The organism is Flavobacterium hibisci (assembly GCF_020026925.1).
GTDB lineage: Bacteria > Bacteroidota > Bacteroidia > Flavobacteriales > Flavobacteriaceae > Flavobacterium > Flavobacterium hibisci.
In genome coordinates this window covers 607,587-630,812 of record NZ_JAIQDW010000001.1, presented here as the reverse complement: position 1 = coordinate 630,812, position 23,226 = coordinate 607,587, and the positions used below count along the sequence as shown (strand labels likewise).

The window sequence follows — 23,226 nt, the reverse complement described above, 5'->3', positions numbered from 1 at the left end:
TTTTTAAAATGTCTTGTTTAAAAAAAAACACAATTCCAACAAAGGATATCAATTAAACGCTTTTTTTATACGATCTAAGTCACGTTTTGTATCCTGTTCTTTTAAGGATTCACGTTTGTCGTAATTTTTCTTTCCTTTACAAAGTCCGATTTGAAGTTTTGCGAGTCCTTTTTCATTCGTGAACAGTTTAAGAGGAACAATAGTTAATCCTTTTGCCTGAACACTTTTCTGAAGGTTTTTTAATTCTTTCCGATTTAGAAGCAATTTTCTTTCGCTTCTTGACTTGTGATTAAACTGATTTCCAAATGAATATTCTTCAATGTATGTATTAATAGCAAAAAGCTCATTATTACTAAACTCACAGAAGCTTTCCGTAATATTGGCCTTTCCTAATCGGATTGATTTAATTTCAGTTCCTGCCAAAACAATTCCGGCGGTGTAGGTATCGATTATTTCATAATCAAACCTGGCTCTTTTATTAAGTATATTGACTGATTTTAACATGATGCAAAAATAAGTAAAATTGTAAACTTTGACGTGCTTAAATATAATTAAAGTTTTTTTTAATCTATGATTTTAATCATTCCTGTCCCAAAAGGTTCCCCATAAGTTTGTCATGTAATTAATAAACATAATAACATGAAAAAAATTGTAACATTAGTGAGCATAATTTTAATTGGTTTAACCGTTAAAGCTCAGGAGGGCAGTCAGGGATTAAAAGGAACATGGTTTGCAACTTCACAATTTGGCTATCAGCAGACCAAAATGGCTGATGAAAAAAACACAAGTTTATCTGTATTGCCAATTGTTGGAACATTTGTATCTCCATCTATGGCTGTGGGAGCAGGAGTTGGATACATCAATATTAAATCCGAATCAGACGCAGGTACAGCTGCAAAAACTGATCTTATTGTTGTTCAGCCTTTGGTAAGAAAATATTGGAATGTAGCCGGTTCACTATATTTCTTTGGACAAGCTGCTTTGCCGGTAATTACGGGAAAAGAAAAGGAAAGCGAATTAAAAGTAAATCAGTTTGGACTATCTGTATCAGGAGGTTTTGATTATTTTATAACTAAAAACTTCTCAGTTGAATTTTCTTATGACTTAGCCAATTTTACAACTACAACTCTTGAGCCTAAAAATGGAGAGAAAACGACAGTTACTAATTTTGGGCTAGCACATGTTGCAAATGTTGATCCGTTTTACAATACGGCTTTGGCAGGAAGTAATCCAAACCTCACATCACCGCTTTCTTTTGGATTTAAGTTCTTATTCTAAAATTTAATGAATTGTTTTGGGTCAATTCGTTAATTTTGCACACAAGACCGTACTTTTTTTTAAGCACGGTCTTTGTTATTCATTTAAAAATATAAACATGCAAAGCAAATCTAAAGACCCGCTTCACGGAATAACGCTTCAAAAAATTGTTGAAACCCTTATTGATTATTATGGTTTTGATACTTTAGGAGAGTTAATTCCGATCAAATGTTTTACTGAAAATCCTAGTGTAAAATCTAGTCTGACATTTTTAAGAAAAACAGATTGGGCCAGAAAAAAAGTGGAAAATCTGTATATTAAATCAATTCCTAAGTTTCCTGAAAATTAATTTAGTTTATAAGAAATCATAATTCCACCTCCATAAGGCAGGTATTCACTGCTTTTATTCCAATTCTTTACATTTTCATATCTTCCAGGTGTTCCATCGTTATAATATCCTTTATAGAATCCTTGATGCCAGCCACCTCTTATAAAAATGTCTAATAAAAATTTATCATTAAGTTTTTTGTTGTATCCAATTGTTGCCCCTATTCTATATCCAATCCCCTTTTCATATGTATTAGTATCCCAATATCCCCATTTTTGGAGTTCATAATTATCAAAACCTACATGTGCGCCTGTATAAAAGCCATTATATTTTTCTTTAAAATTATATCGTATTTCAGGAGTATAAGTAACAAATTTCATAGGTTTTTTACCATCAAATGACTCCCAAAAGGAAGCCATTACATCAAAACTAAAAGTTGTTTTTTTTCCAATACTTGTTTCTACTCCAAGGTTAGGTACAAGAGCTAAAACTGAAAAAGCATTGAATTTTATATAGGTTTGGCTATGTGCGTTTATTGAGATAATAAAAAGTAATATAAGTGTTTTTTTCATGTTCTTAGGTTTAAAACAAGGAATTTTTTTGTTTTGTGCGCAAATATAGCGGAATAAAAAGAATAACTATAATAAAAATTAACGGTTTATTAAGGAGTAAATAACTTTGTCCAAAAACTTTCCATCATAAAATTCAGCTTCTTTTAAATGGGCTTCTTTTACAAAATTGCATTTTTGTAAAACTTTTTCAGAGGCAAAATTTTCAGGATCAATCACAGCTTCAATGGAGTGAAGTTTTAAGTCATCAAAGCCATAAGAAATTAATCGTTTTACTGCCTCAGTAATAATTCCTTTTCCATGAAACTGAGGAAGTAACATATAGCCAATTTCTGCACGATAATTTTCAGGCTGCAATCTGTAGAAACCTATAATACCTAAAATTTCAGGGCTGCCTTTTAATGTAATTCCCCAATTGATTCCTTCGTTTTTTACGATTTTTTCTTCAATCATTCCAATATGTTCAAGAGCATCTTCTGTAGTTTTAACTAAAGGTCTTGGAATATATTTCATTGTTTCCGGATTTGATCGCAATTCAAAAACTTCATTTAGATCATCATCTGTAATTCGTCTTAAAATTAAACGCTCAGTTTCTATAACAGGAAAAGGGGTGAAGTTAAAATTTAGCATAAAAAATTGATATAATGTTTTGATTGAAAATTATAACCCATTTAATTCCGGATTATTTCTTTTGTAGAAAGTAATTTGTATAAACAGAGATAATAAGATAGTGAGGATTGCACCAATAAAATTCAGCCATAAATAACCTAATTTTTCCTGCCCACTTGGGTAAATATAAATCATAAAATAATAAATGATAAAAATGGTCAGCTGGCTAATAATTGCACTGTAGAACATTGGTTTTGCCTGAACACGTCTCAGATAAAAACCAACTAGAAAAATACCTAAAACAGTTCCGTAAAATATTGATCCAATGATATTTACCAACTGAATTAAATTTTCAAACAATGTTCCTACACACGCAAAAAGTATGGCAACAATTCCCCAAAAAAGGGTGAAGAATTTGGTAGCATTGAGGTAATGTTTTTCAGATTTCTCTTCTTTTAGATTTCGTTTATAGATATCAATAGCAGTTGTTGATGCTAAGGCATTTAATCCGGAAGCGGTTGATGACATAGCAGCCGAAATGATTACTGCCAGTAATAATCCAATAAGTCCTTTTGGCAAATAATGTAAAATGAAATGGAAAAACACATAATCTTTATCATTGGTTTCACTATTGCTGTCGGCTTTAGAAATGATTTCTTTTGCACGGTCACGCAAATCTTTTTCTTTATTAGACAATGTTACTAATTCTTTTCGAAGAATTGGATTGTCATAATCCTGATTCAACTGTTCGATATACAAAAGATTGATTACTTTTTTATCTTCAGAAAGTTTGTTTAACTTAACTTCCAAAGCATGATATTCCTCTTTAAAAGCAGATTTTTCAATAATAATTTTATTATTTGGATTAAAATTCAAAGGAACAGGATTGAATTGAAAAAATACAAAAACCATAACCCCTGTAAGCAATATAAAAAACTGCATTGGAACTTTTAATAGTCCGTTCATAATTAATCCCATCTGGCTTTCCTTGACAGATTTTCCCGATAGATAACGGCCTACTTGTGACTGGTCTGTTCCGAAATAGGCAAGCATAAGGAAAAAACCACCTGTGATTCCGCTCCAGAAAGTATATCTTTCTTCGGGATCAAATGAAAAATCCACAATATTCATCTTGTCATTGGCACCGGCTATATGCATGGCACTTGAAAAAGTCATATCCTGTGGCAAATAATGCAGAATCAAAAAGAATGTGATAAACATCCCGGACATAATCACGAACATTTGCTGTTTCTGAGTTACATTTACTGCTTTTGTCCCTCCGGAGAATGTATAGAATATAACCAGAACACCAATAAAGATGTTCATCAAAGTTAAATTCCAGCCTAAGAGAGTCGATAATATAATTGCCGGAGCATAAATAGTCAAACCAGTTCCTAATCCTCTTTGCACCAGAAATAAAATGGCTGCCAGCGAACGTGTTTTTACATCAAATCGCTTTTCCAGAAATTCATAAGCTGTAAATACTTTGTTTTTATGGTATAAAGGGATGAAGGTCAGGCAAATGACTATCATGGCAATTGGCAGTCCAAAATAAAACTGTACAAACCCCATTCCGTCATGATAGGCCTGCCCAGGCGTAGATAAAAAAGTAATCGCACTGGCCTGCGTTGCCATTACAGAAAGCCCAACGGTATACCAGGGAGTTTCATTATTGCCTAAAATAAAATCTTCGACATTTTTGCTTCCCTTGGTTTTCCATGATCCGTAAACTACAATAAATAAAAGTGTAACAATAAGTACAATCCAGTCAAATAGCTGCATAAGTTATGAGTATAATTGCATGATTAAGAAAAAAATAATAATGTAAACGGCATTAGCTACTAACACATAAGTGTAGCTTTTTTTCCATCTTTTTTCTTTTTTCGCTTCCATTTTAATTAGTTTTTTAATTCCTGCTTTGGAGCTTCGATAGGCTGTTTTAGCGAAATAATATTCGAAAGTAACCTGTAAGCACCGGAAACACCTTCCGGCAGTTCTCTAAAAAAGCTCAGGCCGGTGTAAATATAATAGCCTTTTCCATATGGAGCCACCAACAAAGCTCCTTTTTTGTCTGATTCGCCTTTGTCATGGGATGAAATAATAGGAGTAAAAGCATCATCAAATTGATTCGGGTAATATAATCCCTGTTCCTGTGTCCATCCTTCAAAATCTTTTGTTGATATTTTGTTTGGCGTGTTTATGACAGGATGATCCGGAGCAAGAAAAGTAACTTTTGCATTTTCCTCAGTCACACGGTCATTAGAAAGTTTAAGCGGGTAAGGTGCAATTTTATCCGTAACTAATTTGCCATTTGTATTGTATTGTACAATCATCGTTTTGCCACTTTTAACGAAATCAAAAAGGATTGGCTGTTTGTTTGCCAAAGCGTTTACGGTATTGTAAGCACGTATTCCTGTAATAATCACATTAAAAGATTCCAATCTCTCAGGTGTAATTTCTTCTGGTTTTAAAATAGTTACTTTATACCCCATCTGAGTCAGGCTTTCCGGAACTTCATCACCTGCGCCCATAATATAACCAATTGCGTCATTCGTGGTTTTTAAATCAATTCGAATACATTTTGATTCGGCTGATTTTAAAACCAATTGCTTTGTGATATGAGTGAAATCAAGAATAGTCTGGTCTTTGTCAAATTTTTTGTTTTCCATCATAACTACGCTCTTTGCAATAGCTTCTTCAGGGTTGGAAGGAGGGATAACCTCAAAATAAAATGTTTGTTCCATTCCTTTTTTCTCCAGTGTAAACGGAATTTTGGTAGGAGTAACCACCCAGCTTTTAGGAAGTTCTAGTTGCAAATCTCCCTTAATTCCATCTTTTCCCGCACGGACTTTTACGGGAATCATTTTACTTTTCGTGTCTTTAAAAATTAAGACTTTTTCCAGAATCGAAGTCGTAACTTCCGGAACGATATCCAGAAAATTGTACATTTCGCCTTTTACGCCGTCATTATATTTATAGACAACAGTTCGTTCAAACGGAATATCAACACCGTTAATTCTTATATTAAAAAGCACTTTTACATCTCTTATGATGTCCGGAGTTCCGATGTTTTCCTGATTTGCAACTGTGTACATTCCAACACTTGCTTTTTCTTTCAGCCAATACGGTTGTGTGTATTCCATAGTTTCAGGAAGCTGAATATTAAGTTTAAATTTCTGGTCGTTATTGTTTTTTAAGAAAAACTTGAATTTAACAGTGGTTTTGTTATCCGGTAATGTTGTTAAGCCTGTCAATTGCATTTCTACTGAAGATCTGTTGATAGCTTCAATGTTTAGTTTTACACTACTTCCCGGTGTAGCTTCCTGCTCATCAGCAACAGCTTCCAGATATAATCCGGCACTCGATGCGATAATGTTTTTTATTGCGTCTGATTTTAAATCTTTCCAATGGGTATCTTCCAGTTCCTGAATCATCGCATACGCCTTTACCAAATCAGGAATACTTGCCGACGGATTGCTAAAATTATAATTTTTAATTATCTGCGAAATTAACTCACCAATAGGTTTACCATTTTTTACACGGTTCCATGATGTATCAATTCCGTCAAATAAATCATTGAGATTTTTGGCTTTTTCGCCTTTTATAAGTTCCAGATATTCAGTTTCTTCACCTCTTGCTCCGGTACTTCCAAATCCCTGCGACTGATGACGGCTGCGGCTTAAAGCAGCAATTTCCTGATTCGATTTGCCAATTCCAGCATAAAAAACGCCTGTTTCCAAAGAAGTATATTTGGATTTATCAGCAGCATCAAATTTTTCCTGGCTTCCAAAAAACCACCATGACGGATTAAAAAATAAACGTTTAACCTGCCAGGTGTCCACATATTTTAATTGTTCAGGATATTTTTTGGCATCGTTCGTCAAATTAAAACTTTCCACACTCAGCATTGCAGACGAGGTGTGGTGACCGTGCGTCGTTCCAGGTGAGCGATGATCAAAACGGTTGATAATCACATCGGGCTGAAATTTTCGGATTGTCCAGACTACATCGGCAAGCACTTGATCTTTATCCCAGATTTTTAAAGTTTCATCAGGGTTTTTCGAAAATCCGAAATCATTTGCACGCGAAAAAAACTGTTCCCCTCCATCTATTTTTCGGGCTTCGATCAGTTCCTGGGTTCTGATTACGCCTAATAATTCACGCAGCTGCGGACCAATTAAATTCTGACCTCCGTCGCCACGAGTCAATGATAAATAACCGGTTCTGGCATTTACTTCATTCGATAAATACGATATAAGGCGCGTGTTTTCATCATCCGGATGTGCTGCAATGTATAAAACAGAGCCCAGAAAGTTTAATTTTTGAATTTGATTATAAATTTCAACAGCATTATGTTTTTGAGGCTGCTGGGCAAAAGAAATTTGTATACTGATAAAAAAAAGTAAAAATAACTGTGTTTTTCGCATAGCGTGATTCCTATTTTTGAAAGAGTCCCAAAAATAGTAATTAAATCTTTGAACCCTAATTAAATGAAATGTTAATGTTGATTTTTTTGATCAGAAGCTATTTCCAGCTGTACGCTATATCTTTTGTGCCGAACCCCGTCACAAAAGGATGCCGCTTCCATCTGGGCTAGGGGCAGTGGTTTTTCATAAGAGGATTTTTGGGATTTATAAAATTGTATATCTCATAAAGTTGTAAGAAAAAATAAATATATTTGGAAAAAATAATACGAAACAAAACTTCGTATATACATTTAAATTTGGGTAGATATGCGAATGTTTGTTTCGCATATTAACAAGTTGCCAGTAATTATAAAAAACAGATTATGGGTTTAGACATTTCAGTAAATTTTGACAATCAAGAAAATATTTACTTGCTTGATGAGTTTGAAAAAATTCAAGAAGTAGCAAATTTAAGTAGGACATTTTGTAATTTCATGTGCAGAAAAGACGTAGTTGAAGATTGTAGACCCGAACTTGACCAAATAGGTGAATTAACTGGTGTAGACATTACTTTTCTTTACAATATGCAAGAATATACTGAAGAATGGGAAATTGAAGAAATGCTTGAATTTGAAGACGATGAAGATGAAAAAGAGAACCTAAGACAATCAAGGCTGAAGAAAAATATTGAAGTTGAAAATAACATTTCAGAAGTAAAAAATAACCTAACATTATTAATCGAAAAACTTGGAGAGACTGAAAATTTAGAACAAAAACTTGATAAAACAAGTTATGATACTATAGGAATTGAAAAATATTTCTCAAACTTTCATACTAATCCTGGTGATGGATATATTGGTAACAATTTAGGTCAAGATCTTAGAAATCTCCTTAGCCTTCTTAATTTTGGATTGAGCAATGGTTCAAAAACTATTTATTTCAATTACGGTTAAAAATAACTACTGGTAATACACGCTAAAAGCAAGCTCGGCAATTGGCTTAATTTGAAGATGGTTTTGTGTTTGAAAAAATAGTGAATAACCGAAACATAAATCTTAATTTAGTCTTCAACCTTGCCAAGCTTCAGAACGTTGACAGTGCCTAAAAAAAACTACTAATGAATCCACACCTAGAAACCTTAAAAGAAAAAAATCCATCTTTAGATTACAAGCTTGAAGACAGTTATTATGAAATCACTAAAGCTTGGAATGACGACACATTCTATTTTAAATTTAAAGATGACTCCGATTTTTCATTGATTGAAAACATAATTTTCCCACCTGAATTTTCAGCAATTTTCCATTCAGAGTTAGACGAACTTGAGGCAATTTATACTATACTCCCAGAAGAAAATAAATTAATTAACAGAGAATTTACTTTCTTTTACAAAGGTTTTGAATTCAAAGCAAATTTTCGTGAGCCTACGCCCCAATTTAAAATGTTAGCAGAAAATTTTATCGTTTCAGATACAAGTTCTGATACAGACTATCGAAACCTACGTGACTTTAGTGAATTTTATAATATAGAAAATCTTCCTGATTTTATACAAGAATATTATGCAGACAAAAGGCCTATTAATTTTTTCATAGAAGGTGACTTTGCAAGTATTGATCATTCATTCGTTTCACTTGCCAAACATTTAAATTTTTACATGTCATACTATCATCGTGATTCTCCAAATTTGGTGATTTTTGAAGAATCAGTTGAAGAAGATAACTATATTGTTCCTTGTTACTCGGTAAATGAAAAATTTCCACAAGTTTTAAATCTAAACAAAATTGACCCTGTTTTACTTGATCTTTTTCTCGTGGCCAGAAAAACTTCTAACAATCGACTAAGATTCATTTTCTATTTTCAAGTTTTAGAATATTGTGCTTACTATCATCTTAATGATGAACTAAAAAAGAGATTGATTAGAATAATAAAACGCCCAGACTTATTAAATAGCTCAGAAAAATATAGTAAACTATTGATTGAAGAATTTAAAGATAACTTTAAACAAAATGATGACAGTATTAAATTAGAAAAATTATTGGCAGACTTTTGTACATGGGAAGATATTAAAATGGAAATAGAAGCAAATAAAGATTTTTTTGCGGAAGACTTGGAATTTGATGGAGGTTTTAAAATAACTGCTTTAATAAATAAAGGTGACAAATTGGATATTGAACCTAAAGGAATAATAAAAAGTGTGAAATCAAATATCGAAAAAATTAGAAATGTATTGGTACATTTGAGAGAAAGTAGAGAAAATAAAGTAATCTTACCAACTCCTCGTAATAACAAATTAATATTACCATATTTATTTCTTATCCGAAGAATTTCAGAAAAAATTGCCGTACATCATGAGTAATGGCACTGTCACCAGTCATTATAATCGATTTGCGGATTTAGTGGTATTATCTTTTTTTTAAATACTATTTTCGTTTAGCCGAAAATACTCAGTTTCATAACCCGCAAACTGCTTGTAGAGGCAGAACGTTATAAGCGAATTTTAAGTGAAGAAAGACGACTAAAAATAAAATAATGTGGAGCGATAGATATAATTACTTTAATATTCAATTTGACGAGAACTTTAGTAAGAGGCTCGACAAATCAGTTGTGGTTAAGTGTTTATTAGAAACAGAATTCTTTAAGCAGACAAATCATCAATCGTTTACAAATACTGACAAATTCCCTTGGGTTGAAATCATATTAGTAGAAACTTATGACGGAAATTATTCATCTTCTAAGAATGTAAATCACTTTGTGACCCTGGTTGCAATTGTTTGCTCAAAAGGGCAAAATACTGATCAACAAATTTACATTAACGCTTTTAAGCAAATTGCTAATAAATTAAATTGGAAATTATATTTGGAAGAAGATGATGATGGAAATGAAAATATTGAACTATAAAAAACGGAGAATTTAGGTAATTTGTTTAATGGAAAGATGGTTTTGTATTTGGATAATTTGCTTCGCCTGTTCCTCCCGATAATTATCGGGACTCGGGTTACAAACCCGAAGAAAGGGCTTAATTTAGTCTCAAACCCGCTGTAGTACTTGAGTGGTAATTTTGACAAAAATCTACAAAATACTAAAGACAATAACACAAAATTAAGGATGAAAATATTTAGTACAGCTCCAGATGGAAATCAAATGGCTGATTTAGAACCGGCCCGTTATTTTAATCTGGCAATAGAACAAATTAAACAATCAGACGAATGGCTAAGAACATCTAATGAGATATGTCAGCCTTTACTTGTACATATAGATGCGTTTGTTCATTTCGCAAAGCACTATCCTGAAATGGCAAAAAGAAGAATTACTAAACTAAATATCATTCAAATAAAACAAAATTTCTATGATTGGTATGAACGGGTAAAGGATAAAATACCTGCAAAATTTAGAGAAGGTATAAAACAAAACGCGGACGAACTTTTTAAAGAATTAGAACAATATGAACATTCATAATTTTAAGGAATTAATTAAGCCATTCTTTTGGGTTGAATATGAAAAAAGTGTTTCGGTATGTTTGAATGTAGGGGAATACAAGACTGAAATTTTCCAAGAGAGGGAAGAAGAAGGATTTGAGGGAAACGGCTACGATTGGGCTTCTTTAGCAAAAGTATTTTTAGAGGAACGAAAGTCTGAACTAATGCAGAACGTTAAGTTTGACCCCGAAGCAGGTATGTTTTGTGCTTATTCATCAAATACGGATGCTTTAAAAATTTTTATTATTGCATTTAAAGAAGCCTGCGAAAATAAAATTTTAATACAAGATTTATTTTCAAGAGCAGAATTAGATTAATGCAATAATAAAAACCCGCAAGTAACCCTAAGAATAATATTTCTTCCTGAACCAAAAAGCAACATTCACAAGGGCAATCAAAGCTGGAACTTCGACCAAAGGGCCAATGACACCTGCAAAAGCTTGTCCGCTGTTGATTCCGAAAACACCTATTGCAACCGCAATCGCCAGTTCAAAGTTGTTTCCTGTGGCTGTAAAAGCAATTGCCGTACTTTTCGAATAATCAGCACCAAAATACTTTCCGGTAAAAAAGCTAATGACAAACATAACAGCAAAATAAAGCACCAGAGGAATCGCAATTCGAATTACATCCATGGGAATCTGAACAATCAATTTTCCTTTTAAGCTAAACATGATCACAATTGTGAATAACAAAGAAATCAAAGTAACTGGAGAGATAAACGGAACATATTTATTCTGAAACCATTCTTCTCCCTTAAGTTTTATCAGGCTATAACGACTTATAACGCCAAGAGCAAAAGGAATTCCTAAATAAACAGCCACACTTTCAGCGATTTGTCCAATACTAATATCAATATCAAATCCTGTATAACCAAAATAAGGAGGCAAAATAGTGATAAAAATATACGCATAGACACTATAAAGCAAAACCTGAAAAATACTGTTTAAGGCGATTAATCCAGCAGCATATTCGCGGTTTCCATCAGCCAGGTCATTCCAAACGACAACCATAGCAATGCAGCGTGCTAAACCAATAAGTATTAAACCAATCATATATTCCGGATAGCCTTTTAAAAACAGAAGCGCAAGTGCAAACATTAAAATTGGTCCCGCAATCCAATTCAGGAATAATGAAGCACCAAGGATTCGGGTGTTTTTAAAAACTTCTCCCATATTTTCGTATTTTACTTTTGCCAAAGGCGGATACATCATTAAAATAAGCCCAATTGCCAGCGGAATATTCGTGGTTCCGCTGGAAAAGGAGTTTATGAAATTTCCGCTTGACGGAATAAAATAGCCAATAGAAACGCCAATTATCATAGCAATAAATATCCATAATGTGAGAAATTGATCTAAAAAAGACAGCTTTTTTCTTTCTGCAATTGGCGAACAATGATTTATAGTCATTTTATTTTTTTATTTGGGAGAAAACATAAAATAGTTCAGTAGCAATTTGAAGACTACGTTCCTGATATTTAAAGTCCTGCAAAGGAGTGTTATCAAAAGCTTTTGGATCTTCATACGTAACCGCAATCCGTTTTTCAGCTCCTGCGATAAACGGACAGCCCTCGTCGGCCTGTGAACAGGTCATAATGGCTGCATAACTACTTTCAGGATTAAATTGATCATCATACTTTTTTGAAAAGCAGATATTTGGGGCATGGTTTTTAGCAAATTTAATGGCATGAACCGGATTGTTTCCTTCGGATAGTTTTTGAACTTTAAATCCGGTATTTGCTAAAGTTTGTGCCACTTTGGGAAACATTGCTGTTGCTTCTGTTCCTCCCGAATAGCAATATACATTTTTTATACCATAATAATATGAAGCAGTTTGCGCCCATATTTGCGACAAATGACTTCTTCTGGAATTGTGTGTGCAAATGAAATTCAGCCGGATATCTTCCTTATGGTTAATTTTCGATTGAATGAAATCAATAAGAGGCTGTAAAATGTCTTTCCGTTCAGTAGTAATTTTTTTAAAATTAAATTCTGATACAACTTTCTCTATAGCAGTGAATAATGTTTCTTTATTTGACATATTAATTTAACGGAATAATTTAGCAGCATCCTCCGCCTGGAGTACATGAATTAGTATTATTAGCGGTAAGCTGTATAAGGTTTGTTTTTTGTTTTTCGGCAGGAATTCCACATTGATCCTGTGCCAGACAAGCCGTTTTCTTATTGAGAAGTTGGAAATCCTTGCCATTGAAACCCAAATCATATTTTCCAATTGTAGTAGTGTCCTGATATTCGACTTCAATTTCAAAATCTTCAATTCCTAAAACTTTTTCAGAAAGTTCGATAATATGAATCAGTTTTTGTGGTTTTAAACGATGTTCAAAATCGTTGGCATTCCAAAGCTGAAAGTTTACTACAGTTTCTTTACGTACAGTTCCTCCGCAATCAATGAAGTTTTTAGTTATTAAGCCTACTTCTGTAACATGGAAATGCTCCGGTACGAAGTTTCCGTTTGGTAATTGAAAATTTACTGTTTCTACAGTTTTGAGTATTGTTTTAATTTCGGATAGTTTCATAGTTTTATTATTTAGTTGTTTATTGCAATATTGCGATTTATTGTAACAAAAAAATGGTTAACAACATTTGAGTTGGATTTTTTTTAAGTAAAAATTGAATTTAGGTATGTATACCAGAAAGTGTAGTAAAGCTATTAGAATTGAACCGGGTAAAATATTTAAAGCAATTATTTTGAAAAGGTTATAATTTTCAAATTCAAGGAAATTATTTTTTAAAGTTATACCTTCATTTGTAAGATTAATTTTGAGGACTAAAAATATAGCAATACCTGCAAAATGAAAGCCATTTATCAAAAGATGTATGATATACTCCCAGCGAGGCAGACCACCCATAAATTTTCTACTGTCTTTTTCTGTATAGGCATCAATAATCATTATGAAAATGTCGAGGAAAATAAATGCAATACCTGTGAAAAACAGATTGTTATTTTCGATCTCAATAAACAAAGTATAAAGAATTACTAAAAATAAAAGGGCTCTAATAGTATGTGTGAGGTGTTCAAATTTACTCTCCTTTTGCTCATGCAAACGATATTTGTAAAGGTGTAAATACACACCGTCAAACAATGCAAGTGATGAATATAAGACTAATAATATTGTAGTGATAATAAAAGCAGTTTCCATATTAACAACATTTTTGATTTGTAACCGTTAGGATAATTTTAGAAAAATATTCTTTTAAAATATCAAATGTTTTTTCATCAATACAGTAACAAATAGCATTTCCCTCAATATTGCCTTTAATAAGTCCTGCATTTTTTAACTCTTTCAAATGCTGGGAAACAGTAGGTTGTGCAAGAGGAAGTTCATTTACAATATCACCGCAGATACAAGTGTCAACTTTTAATAAATACTCAATGATGGCAATTCTGGCAGGATGCCCCAATGCTTTTGCAATTATAGCAATCTGATTTTGCTCATCGGTAAAATGATCTGTTTTAGTAGCTCCCATTATTTTATTTTTATATTGCAATATTACGATAAATGTTTTCTAAAAAAAAACTAATGCTGATATTTTTTATATTTAAAGAGATAGATTAATTAAATTCCATTTTTAAGATGTAGAAAATAATAACAAATATCCTTCAAAATACATTCTTCACATTTAGGTTTTGGCCTGCAGGTTTCCCTTCCGTGAAATGAGATTGCCATACCAATTTCTGACCAGATTTTTTTGGATAAAACTTCCATCAGTTGTTTCTCGACCTTATTACCATCCTTGCTTTCATTTACAATACCAAGTCTTGGAGCAACACGAATCACATGTAAATCGGTAATAATACCTTCTGGCGGCTGATCGGTTTCCCTTAAAATCACATTGGCAGATTTTCTTCCCAAACCTTTCAAAGCTGTTAATCCATTTAGGGTAAGTGGAATATCTTTATCATTTTGAATCGTTTTGGCGATTTCAAGAAGCCAGTTGGTTTTGGTAGCGTGATTCCGAACTTTGCTGACGTATGGCGTAAAACTTTCTAAATCTGCTTTTGAAAGACTTTTTAAGGTAGGGAATTCAGCAAACAGAGCAGGAGCGATGTTGTTGATATTTGCATCAGAATCCTGTGCTGATAATACAACCATGACCAGTAACTGATATGTGTTTTCATAGTCCAAAGGATGTTTTTTGCCTTTGTATTTTTTTAAAATAGGCTTTAAATCTTTTTCCCAATTTCTAGTTTCTCCAAATAAATCCATGACAGTTTTAGTTAATTGTGAATTCAATAATTTTTTTAATTACGTCATGATTTCCCAATATCTTTCGGTGACCAAGGCCTTCTGTCAAAAATAAACTCCCTTTTTGAAGGTTTTCATGAATATGAATTCCTGCTTTTACAGGAACTTCCGGATCATTTTTATCATGAATCACCAAAATAGGAATTGCTATTTTTTTAGCAGCCTGATACGCTGAGAAGTCATCCATTTTTACCTGATATTTATTTTCAAAATAATCACGCAGGCGATTACTAATTTCGGGTTTTAATCTCAATTTCGAAACAAATTCATCTAAAATATCCTGTACAATATCGCCACTGCCAATAATAACAGCCTTTTTTACATTCAAGCCGTTTTTAATTGCATTCAAAACAGACATGCCGCCTAATGAATGACCTATTGCAATTTCAAATGTCCCGTATTGTTTTTCTATTTCTAAAATCGATGTTATAAATTCAGACATTATAGTTGTGCTGCCTTTCGATTTTCCGTGAGCCGGAGCGTCAAAACTTACAATTGAATACCCGTGTTCTAAAAGTGAATCTGCAATTTTGAATAATTGTGTTCCGCGTCCTGACCAGCCATGAACAAGCAATGCTTTCTTTTCACTTTTACCATATTCATAAACCGTAATGTTTTTATCAATTGCCGGAACAGGAATTGTATTTTGGATGCTTTCAGAATCCATTTTTAATTCTCTTTTCGGAATTTTATGTTTTACAGGTGTTGTAAAAAGTTTTGCTGCATAAGCTGTTACCAGTTTAAGGGAAACAAACGCACATAATTTCGCAGAAATAATAATAAATATTGGGATTTTTAAGGATTTTACAGGATTCGGTGTTTTTTTTGGCATAATGATAATTTTTATTTTGGAGCTAAATTCTACTAAGTTTTTTCCTAAATTTAAAAAAACATAAAATTACAGAATAATAGCAATTTACGTATTAATTTGATTGAGTACCAATTTTATAAAACAGCCGTCTTAAATGAAAATATTTCATCTTAGTGCAGAATGTTACCCAATGGCAAAAGTTGGCGGATTAGCCGATGTTGTCGGGGCATTGCCGAAGTATCAGCAAAGTGCCGGGCATCAGGTAAAAGTAGTGGTTCCTGCATATGATACAAAGTTTAAACACGAAAATAATTTTGAAACCGTACATTCAGGCAATGTTATTTTAGGCCATTTTATATTTCCTTATAATGTTCTAAAAGAAACAACTGATAAACTCGGGTATGAATTATATCTGATTGAAATTAAGGAGTTATTTGACCGTTCAAATGTTTATGGATATGAAGATGATATCGAACGTTTTTTATCTTTTCAGATTGCTACTTTAGACTGGATTCTGGCTGAGAATATAATTCCCGTCGTCATAAACTGCCACGATCACCATACGGGACTGATTCCGTTTATGCTGCAGTTTAGTTATAAATATGAAGTTTTAAGTAAGGTCCGAACTGTTATCACAATTCATAACGGATTGTATCAGGGATGGTTTGGTCACGATAAAATGCATTATATCCCTGAATTTGATGTGCGTCATGCAGGTTTTCTGGAATGGGATAATTCTTTGAATTCACTGGCTGTAGCGGTTAAATGTGCCGATGCTGTGACTACAGTTTCTCCGAGTTATCTGGATGAAATTAATGTTTCGGCAAACGGACTGGAATCATTATTTAATAAAGTGCGGAGCAAATCAAAAGGAATTTTAAACGGAATAGACATTGAAGTATGGAATCCTTTGACAGATAAAATGCTGGAATCCCATTATTCAATTGATAATTTTGAATTTGGAAAACAAAAAAATAAGGAGAAGCTATGTGAACGATTTGAGTTAGATCCCTCAAAACCTTTGTTTAGTTTTATTGGAAGATTATTTGATGAAAAGGGCGGCGATCTTTTGCCTCAGGCTGCAGCAATCGGGCTGTCTGAAAATTTTAAAAAAATTAATATCCTGATTTTAGGATCCGGAAATCCTGATATTGAAATGCAATTATTGCAGTTACGGGACAATTACAAAGGGAATTACAATGTTTTCATTGGTTATAATGAAGAACTGGCCCATTTAATTTATGCAGGTTCTGATTTTATATTAATGCCTTCAAGAGTAGAACCCTGCGGATTAAACCAAATGTATGCACTGCGTTACGGAACGGTTCCGATTGTGAGAAGAACAGGAGGTTTGAAAGATACCGTAATTGATTTTGGTGATGATGGAAACGGAATTTGCCACGATCAGGCGTCGGTTGAGGATGTCTGTGATTCCATTAATCGTGCTGTAAATCTGTATGATGATAAAAGCTGGTTTGATAAAATAATACAAAAAGGAATGGCCACAGATCATTCCTGGGAAAGAGTTTGCCAAGAATACATCGAAACATATAACCAAATAATTCAGAAAAATGAAAGTTAACAAAAAAGGAGTAGTTGCAATTATTTTAGGGGGTGGTCAGGGATCGCGTTTGTATCCGTTAACAGAAACAAGGTCTAAACCTGCCGTTCCTATTGGTGGAAAATACAGATTAGTTGATATTCCAATATCAAACTGTATCAATTCTGATATTTTTAAAATATTTGTATTGACACAATTCAACTCGGCTTCTCTAAATGCGCACATTAAAAACACATTTAATTTCAGTATTTTTAGTGAATCTTTTGTAGATATTTTGGCTGCTGAACAAACCCCTGATAATCCAACCTGGTTTCAGGGTACTGCTGATGCTGTTCGTCAGTGTATGTCACATTTCGTAAAACATGATTTTGAATATGCTCTTATTTTATCCGGTGATCAGTTATATCAGATGGATTTCAACGAGATGCTGGATGCCCATATCGCATCTGGTGCACCTATTTCTATCGCTACTTTGCCGGTTAATGCAAAAGATGCACCGGATTTTGGAATTCTTAAAGCAAATAATGAAAGTTGTATTGAAGCTTTTATCGAAAAACCACATGCTTCACTTTTGCCGGAATGGGAATCTGAAGTGAGCGAACAAATGCAGGAAAAAGGTAAAAAGTACCTGGCTTCTATGGGAATATATATATTTAACCGTAAGTTACTGGAAGAATTGATGGCGGATCCGGATACCAAGGATTTTGGAAAAGAAATCATTCCGCAGGCAGTAGGCAAGCATAAGATACTTAGCTACCAATATGAAGGCTACTGGACAGATATAGGAAACATTGATTCTTTTTTCGAAGCAAATATTGGTCTTACAGACGATATTCCTGAATTTAACCTGTTTGACAACTACAGCAAAATTTTTACACGTCCGAGATTACTTCCTCCTTCAAAATACAGAAACTCGAATATAAATCAGTCTTTAATTTCTGAGGGGTGCATAATCAATGCAAACGAAATATCAAAATCTGTAATTGGAATTCGTTCCAGAATTGGAGACGGAACAGTAATCCAGCATTCCTATGTTATGGGTAACGATTTTTATCAGGATATTGATGAGATGAATCAGGATTCCCTGAACAATAAAATCCAAATCGGAATAGGAGAGAACTGTTTTATTAAAAATGCTTTAGTTGATAAAAATGTACGTATTGGTAACAATGTCCACATCAACGGAGGTACTCATCTGGAAAATTTCACAAATGAATTGTACACAATTAAAGATGGAATTGTTGTCATTAAAAAAGGAGCCATTCTTCCGGATAATTTCAGGATAGATTAATGTTTAGTCCTTAGTAATTATTAGTAAAGACTATACTTTGTAATAATCACAAAAGACTAAGAACTATTATCAAAACAAAAAAACTAAATTACTAAGTACTAGTCACTAATTACTAATTAATATATGTCCAACGTTATTACGCATTCTCTATTTACTGATTTTGATATCGACTTATTCAAAGCCGGAAAACACTTTAAGTTACATGAAAAACTCGGTGCACACTTAATCGAAGTAGATGGCGTAAAAGGTGTTTATTTTGCTGTCTGGGCACCAACTGCACAATCTGTATCTGTTGTAGGTGATTTTAATTACTGGACTCAGGGTGAACACATGCTTCAGGTACGTTGGGATTCTTCCGGTATTTGGGAAGGTTTTATTCCCAACTTATATAAAGGAGCTATTTATAAGTATAAAATCCAATCTCATATTGACGGAACTACAACTGAAAAAGCAGATCCTTTTTCTTTATATTGTGAAAAACCACCTCATACAGCTTCTGTTGTCTGGGATTTGGATTATAACTGGAAAGACGAAAAGTGGATGCAGTCACGTCACGAACATAATGCTTTAGATAAACCTTATTCGGTTTACGAAGTACATTTAGGATCCTGGAAACGGGGTAATGACAACAAGTTCTTAACCTATCGGGAACTCGCTGACGATTTGGTTGCTTATGTTAAAGAAACAGGTTTTACGCACGTAGAATTTATGCCCGTTATGGAGTATCCATATGATCCTTCATGGGGGTATCAGCTGGTAGGATATTTTGCCCCAACTTCCCGTTTTGGCAAGCCTCAGGATTTTATGGTTTTGGTTGATAAACTGCATGAGGCGGGTATTGGAGTGATTCTCGACTGGGTTCCGTCACATTTTCCTGATGATGCACATGGTTTAGGTTTTTTTGACGGCTCGCATTTATACGAACATCCGGATCGCAGAAAGGGGTATCATCCCGACTGGAAGAGCCTTGTTTTTAATTACGGGCGTAATGAAGTCAGGGCTTTTCTGATCAGTAATGCTGTTTTTTGGCTTCAAAATTATCATGTTGATGGTTTGCGTGTTGATGCTGTAGCTTCAATGCTTTATTTGGATTATTCCAGAAACGAAGGTGAATGGGAGCCTAATATTTATGGAGGAAATGAAAATTTAGAAACCATTAGTTTTCTGAAGGAATTTAATGAAGTAATTTACGCTAATTTTGAAGGAGTTCAAACGATTGCAGAAGAAAGCACTTCTTTTCCGATGGTTTCAAGACCAACATTTACCGGAGGTTTAGGTTTTGGAATGAAATGGATGATGGGATGGATGCACGATACTTTAAAATATTTTCAAAAAGAAACGGTTTACAGGAAATACCATCAAAATGATCTGACTTTTTCGATGACCTATGCTTTTACAGAAAATTTCATGCTGCCTTTTTCACATGACGAAGTGGTTTACGGAAAGCAATCTATTGTCTATAAAATGCCAGGTGACGAATGGCAGAAATTTGCCAATTTAAGACTGCTTTATGGCTATATGTTTACGCATCCCGGAACCAAATTGTTGTTTATGGGATCTGAATTTGGGCAGACTGCTGAGTGGAATTTTGAAAACAGTCTTGACTGGCATTTATTGCAATACGATTATCACTCAGGAATAAAAAAGATTATTACCGATTTGAATCAGTTGTATAAATCACAACCTGCTTTATATGAAAAACAATTTAGCGGGGAAGGTTTTGAATGGATCAACTATTCAGATCATCAAAATGCGGTTATATCGTATATCCGAAAAGGAAATAATCCTCAGGAAAATTTGATTATTGTTTGTAATCTTACTCAGGTTGTTCGTGAGAATTATAGAATTGGAATTCCTCAGAAAGGAAAATTAAAAGAAATTTTCAATACTGATTCTCCTGTTTATAGCGGAAGTGGAGTAAGTAATCCCGGAACTTTGACAATAGAATCTTATCCTTATGATGGAAGAGATTTTTCAGTGGAATTAACTTTACCTCCTTTAAGTGTTACGGTTTATTCTTTTGTATAAAAATTATAGCTGCCAGCGTGCTGTCATTTTTTTATTTTTAAGGTTCTAAATTACTGAATTGATGTTTTTTTAATATCTAAATTATCACTCAGTCAGAAAAAACGTTTTCGTTAATAAACCTTTTATTCATAGGGTATTACTAAGTTTTTTTGTAAGTTTGAAACTAAAGGCAGCAGCATTAAATTTAATCCATTAGTCATATGATTACAAATACCGCACTAGAATACAAGGGTAATTTATTTCCGTCAAAAGTAGTTTCGTATGAACATGAAGGCGATTCCATTTCTTTTAATACAGATAATAACGTAATTTTAAAAGTCACTATTCTCAGGGACAGTTTAATTCGTTTTCGTTTTACTACAAAAGGCTATTTTAGTAATGATTTTTCGTATGCTATTGATAAAAGCCAGCTGCATGGTTATAATTTTTTGACAGTTACAGAAGAAGAGAATCATTTTGAAATCAGGACCAGCAAAGTAAAATGCAAAATTAAAAAGGCAGATCTTCGTTTGTCGATTTATGACTTAAATGACTTTTTAATTCTCGAAGACGAACTTGGTTTTCATTGGGAGGAAAGCTATGAGTATGGCGGAAATATTGTAAAAATGAGTAAATCATCAAAAGATGGTGAATGTTTTTACGGCCTTGGCGATAAAGCTACTCAAATGAATTTAAAAGGAAAAAGAGTAGAAAATTTTGCTACCGACCAATATGCATATCATAAAGATCAGGAGCCTTTATATAAAGTAGTTCCTTTTTACATAGGTCTTCACAATAAACAATCTTATGGGATTTTCTTTGATAATACATTCCGTACTTTTTTTGATTTTTGTCAGGAAAGAAGAAACGTAACTAGTTTCTGGAGTGAAGGAGGGGAGATGAACTATTATTTTGTTTACGGTCCGCAAATGCAGGATGTAGTTACCACTTATACCGATTTGACCGGTAAGCCTGAATTGCCGCCGCTTTGGGTTTTAGGATATCATCAATGTAAATGGAGTTATTATCCGGAAAGCAAAGTAAAAGAAATCACTTCAAAATTCAGGGAACTTAAAATCCCTTGTGATGCCATTTATCTGGATATTGATTATATGGACGGTTTTCGATGTTTTACGTGGAATAAGGATTATTTTCCCGATCCAAAGAAAATGGTTGCTGAATTAGCCGAAGATGGCTTTAAAACGATAGTAATCATTGACCCGGGAATCAAAATAGATAAAAATTACTGGGTTTATCAGGAAGGTCTTGAAAAAGACTATTTCTGTAAAAGAGCAGACGGACCTTATATGAAAGGAAAAGTATGGCCGGGTGAATGTAATTTTCCGGATTATACCAATCCTGTAGTAAGAGAATGGTGGGCAGGATTATTTAAGGAATTGATTTCAGACATTGGGGTAAAAGGAGTGTGGAATGATATGAACGAACCTGCTGTTATGGAAGTTCCAAATAAAACTTTCCCAATGGATGTACGTCACGTTTATGACGGAAACCCTTGCAGTCACAGAAAAGCACATAATATTTACGGTACTCAAATGGCGAGAGCTACTTATCATGGTGTGAAACGATTTGTGTATCCAAAGCGTCCTTTTGTAATTACCAGATCAGCTTATTCGGGTGCTCAGCGTTACACGTCTTCATGGACTGGTGATAATGTAGCAACCTGGGAACATTTATGGATTGCTAATATTCAGGTACAACGTATGAGTATTTCCGGAATGGGTTTTACAGGTTCAGATATTGGCGGGTTTGCAGAACAGCCAACAGGCGAATTATATGCACGCTGGATTCAGTTAGGCGTTTTTCATCCTTTCTGCAGAACACACTCATCAGGAGATCACGGAAATCAGGAGCCATGGGCTTTTGATGAAGAAGTAATCAATATTACCCGAAAATTTGTGAGCCTTCGTTATCAGTTATTACCTTATTTATACACGATGTTCTGGCAGTATATCGAAGAAGGGATTCCTATGTTAAAACCTTTGGTATATTACGATCAGGATGATACGCAGACCCATTACCGAAATGATGAATTCATCTTCGGAAATCATATTTTAGTTTGCCCGATTTTAGAGCCTAATGCGGTAGGAAGACGTATGTATATTCCAAGAGGGGAGTGGTATAACTATTGGACAAATGAATTTGCAACAGGAGGCCGTGAAGTTTGGGTTGATTCTAAGTTTGATGAAATTCCGGTTTTCGTAAAGGCTGGGTCTATTATTCCGAAATATCCGGTTCAGCAATATGTTGGGGAATTAGAATTTGATGAATTGGTTCTCGATTATTATTTCAAAATAGGCAAGGAAAAATCAGAAGTTTATGAAGATGCCCAGGATGGGTATGATTACAAAAAAGGCCGCTTTAGCTTTTTATCTTTTAGAACTGTAGGAAAAGAAAAAGAAGTAATTATTCAGTTGTACAAAGAAGGGAAATATGAAACGCCTTATACTAAGTACAAGATTAATTTTATAGGATTGCCTTTTAAAGTGACCGAAATTGAAATTGACAATGAAAAAATTGATTTTAATGCCGCTGATTTTGAAGCTAACCATTTCTTAATCGTTGAAAAAGAATTTAATGAGCTTCATCTTATTGGTGAGTAATAATGTTCTTTAATAAAATCAAAAAAGCG

Annotated in this window: 23 protein-coding genes; 11 read left to right on the top strand and 12 right to left on the bottom strand. The window is 33.7% G+C overall.

Features of this window, described 5'->3' with window-relative positions; all coding sequences use genetic code 11:
• Window positions 1-48: 48 nt before the first annotated feature.
• Window positions 49-504, bottom strand: a complete 456-nt coding sequence (gene smpB, locus K8B81_RS02310) for an SsrA-binding protein SmpB (RefSeq protein WP_025571512.1) — start codon at window positions 502-504, stop codon at window positions 49-51.
• Window positions 505-639: 135 nt separating this feature from the next.
• On the opposite strand from smpB, the gene K8B81_RS02305 reads away from it, so the two are divergent.
• Window positions 640-1,278 carry an outer membrane beta-barrel protein gene (locus K8B81_RS02305; protein WP_025571511.1) on the top strand — a complete coding sequence of 213 codons (639 nt, stop codon included), beginning with the start codon at window positions 640-642 and terminating at the stop codon, window positions 1,276-1,278.
• 97 nt (window positions 1,279-1,375) lie between these two features.
• The gene (locus K8B81_RS02300; RefSeq protein WP_223678602.1) at window positions 1,376-1,606 is read left to right on the top strand and encodes a VF530 family protein; all 231 of its coding nucleotides are present in this window, start codon (window positions 1,376-1,378) and stop codon (window positions 1,604-1,606) included.
• On the opposite strand, the gene K8B81_RS02295 is transcribed toward K8B81_RS02300, so the two are convergent.
• From K8B81_RS02295 to K8B81_RS02280, 4 genes are all read right to left on the bottom strand, one after another.
• Window positions 1,603-2,157 carry a DUF3575 domain-containing protein gene (locus K8B81_RS02295; protein ID WP_223678601.1) on the bottom strand — a complete coding sequence of 185 codons (555 nt, stop codon included), beginning with the start codon at window positions 2,155-2,157 and terminating at the stop codon, window positions 1,603-1,605. The two genes, K8B81_RS02300 and K8B81_RS02295, sit on opposite strands and share 4 nt — an antisense overlap.
• A gap of 78 nt (window positions 2,158-2,235) precedes the next feature.
• Window positions 2,236-2,784, bottom strand: coding sequence for a GNAT family N-acetyltransferase (locus K8B81_RS02290; RefSeq protein ID WP_223678600.1), 549 nt, complete (start codon window positions 2,782-2,784; stop codon window positions 2,236-2,238).
• Between the two features lie 30 nt (window positions 2,785-2,814).
• Window positions 2,815-4,545 carry a sodium:solute symporter gene (locus tag K8B81_RS02285; RefSeq protein WP_025571505.1) on the bottom strand — a complete coding sequence of 577 codons (1,731 nt, stop codon included), beginning with the start codon at window positions 4,543-4,545 and terminating at the stop codon, window positions 2,815-2,817.
• 116 nt (window positions 4,546-4,661) lie between these two features.
• Window positions 4,662-7,190, bottom strand: coding sequence for a PIG-L family deacetylase (locus K8B81_RS02280; RefSeq protein ID WP_223678599.1), 2,529 nt, complete (start codon window positions 7,188-7,190; stop codon window positions 4,662-4,664).
• 362 nt (window positions 7,191-7,552) lie between these two features.
• Between K8B81_RS02280 and K8B81_RS02275 the strand changes: the two genes are divergently transcribed.
• The 5 genes from K8B81_RS02275 (at window position 7,553) to K8B81_RS02255 (ending at window position 10,959) form a co-directional block, all read left to right on the top strand.
• A complete protein-coding gene (locus tag K8B81_RS02275; protein WP_223678598.1) occupies window positions 7,553-8,122 on the top strand; it encodes a hypothetical protein in 570 nt (189 codons plus the stop codon).
• 164 nt (window positions 8,123-8,286) lie between these two features.
• On the top strand, window positions 8,287-9,522 hold the full coding sequence (locus K8B81_RS02270) for a hypothetical protein (RefSeq protein ID WP_223678597.1): 1,236 nt from the start codon (window positions 8,287-8,289) through the stop codon (window positions 9,520-9,522).
• Between the two features lie 173 nt (window positions 9,523-9,695).
• Window positions 9,696-10,064, top strand: coding sequence for a hypothetical protein (locus K8B81_RS02265; protein ID WP_223678596.1), 369 nt, complete (start codon window positions 9,696-9,698; stop codon window positions 10,062-10,064).
• 207 nt (window positions 10,065-10,271) lie between these two features.
• On the top strand, window positions 10,272-10,622 hold the full coding sequence (locus K8B81_RS02260; RefSeq protein ID WP_223678595.1) for a hypothetical protein: 351 nt from the start codon (window positions 10,272-10,274) through the stop codon (window positions 10,620-10,622).
• Window positions 10,609-10,959 carry an immunity 51 family protein gene (locus tag K8B81_RS02255; RefSeq protein WP_223678594.1) on the top strand — a complete coding sequence of 117 codons (351 nt, stop codon included), beginning with the start codon at window positions 10,609-10,611 and terminating at the stop codon, window positions 10,957-10,959. The genes K8B81_RS02260 and K8B81_RS02255 overlap by 14 nt, the downstream gene beginning before the upstream one ends.
• A 27-nt stretch (window positions 10,960-10,986) precedes the next feature.
• On the opposite strand, the gene arsB is transcribed toward K8B81_RS02255, so the two are convergent.
• From arsB to K8B81_RS02220, 7 genes are all read right to left on the bottom strand, one after another.
• Window positions 10,987-12,048, bottom strand: a complete 1,062-nt coding sequence (arsB, locus tag K8B81_RS02250) for an ACR3 family arsenite efflux transporter (protein WP_223678593.1) — start codon at window positions 12,046-12,048, stop codon at window positions 10,987-10,989.
• A 1-nt stretch (window position 12,049) separates the two neighbouring features.
• On the bottom strand, window positions 12,050-12,679 hold the full coding sequence (locus K8B81_RS02245) for an arsenate-mycothiol transferase ArsC (RefSeq protein ID WP_223678592.1): 630 nt from the start codon (window positions 12,677-12,679) through the stop codon (window positions 12,050-12,052).
• A gap of 19 nt (window positions 12,680-12,698) precedes the next feature.
• Window positions 12,699-13,175, bottom strand: coding sequence for a DUF6428 family protein (locus K8B81_RS02240; protein WP_223678591.1), 477 nt, complete (start codon window positions 13,173-13,175; stop codon window positions 12,699-12,701).
• Window positions 13,176-13,232: 57 nt separating this feature from the next.
• Window positions 13,233-13,799 carry a hypothetical protein gene (locus K8B81_RS02235; RefSeq protein WP_223678590.1) on the bottom strand — a complete coding sequence of 189 codons (567 nt, stop codon included), beginning with the start codon at window positions 13,797-13,799 and terminating at the stop codon, window positions 13,233-13,235.
• 1 nt (window position 13,800) lies between these two features.
• A complete protein-coding gene (locus tag K8B81_RS02230) occupies window positions 13,801-14,127 on the bottom strand; it encodes an ArsR/SmtB family transcription factor (protein WP_223678589.1) in 327 nt (108 codons plus the stop codon).
• Between the two features lie 89 nt (window positions 14,128-14,216).
• Window positions 14,217-14,867, bottom strand: coding sequence for an endonuclease III domain-containing protein (locus K8B81_RS02225; protein ID WP_223678588.1), 651 nt, complete (start codon window positions 14,865-14,867; stop codon window positions 14,217-14,219).
• A gap of 7 nt (window positions 14,868-14,874) precedes the next feature.
• On the bottom strand, window positions 14,875-15,738 hold the full coding sequence (locus K8B81_RS02220) for an alpha/beta fold hydrolase (RefSeq protein WP_223678587.1): 864 nt from the start codon (window positions 15,736-15,738) through the stop codon (window positions 14,875-14,877).
• A 133-nt stretch (window positions 15,739-15,871) separates the two neighbouring features.
• Here K8B81_RS02220 and K8B81_RS02215 point away from each other — a divergent pair, with 133 nt between their 5' ends.
• The 4 genes from K8B81_RS02215 (at window position 15,872) to K8B81_RS02200 (ending at window position 23,197) form a co-directional block, all read left to right on the top strand.
• The gene (locus K8B81_RS02215; protein ID WP_223678586.1) at window positions 15,872-17,299 is read left to right on the top strand and encodes a glycogen synthase; all 1,428 of its coding nucleotides are present in this window, start codon (window positions 15,872-15,874) and stop codon (window positions 17,297-17,299) included.
• Window positions 17,289-18,569 (top strand): glucose-1-phosphate adenylyltransferase, encoded by a 1,281-nt coding sequence (locus K8B81_RS02210; RefSeq protein ID WP_223678585.1) that lies wholly within the window; start codon window positions 17,289-17,291, stop codon window positions 18,567-18,569. The genes K8B81_RS02215 and K8B81_RS02210 overlap by 11 nt, the downstream gene beginning before the upstream one ends.
• 123 nt (window positions 18,570-18,692) lie before the next feature.
• Entirely contained in the window at window positions 18,693-20,597 is a 1,905-nt protein-coding gene (glgB, locus tag K8B81_RS02205; protein ID WP_223678584.1) for a 1,4-alpha-glucan branching protein GlgB, read from the top strand.
• Between the two features lie 200 nt (window positions 20,598-20,797).
• Entirely contained in the window at window positions 20,798-23,197 is a 2,400-nt protein-coding gene (locus K8B81_RS02200; RefSeq protein ID WP_223678583.1) for a glycoside hydrolase family 31 protein, read from the top strand.
• The last annotated feature ends 29 nt before the right edge of the window (window positions 23,198-23,226 follow it).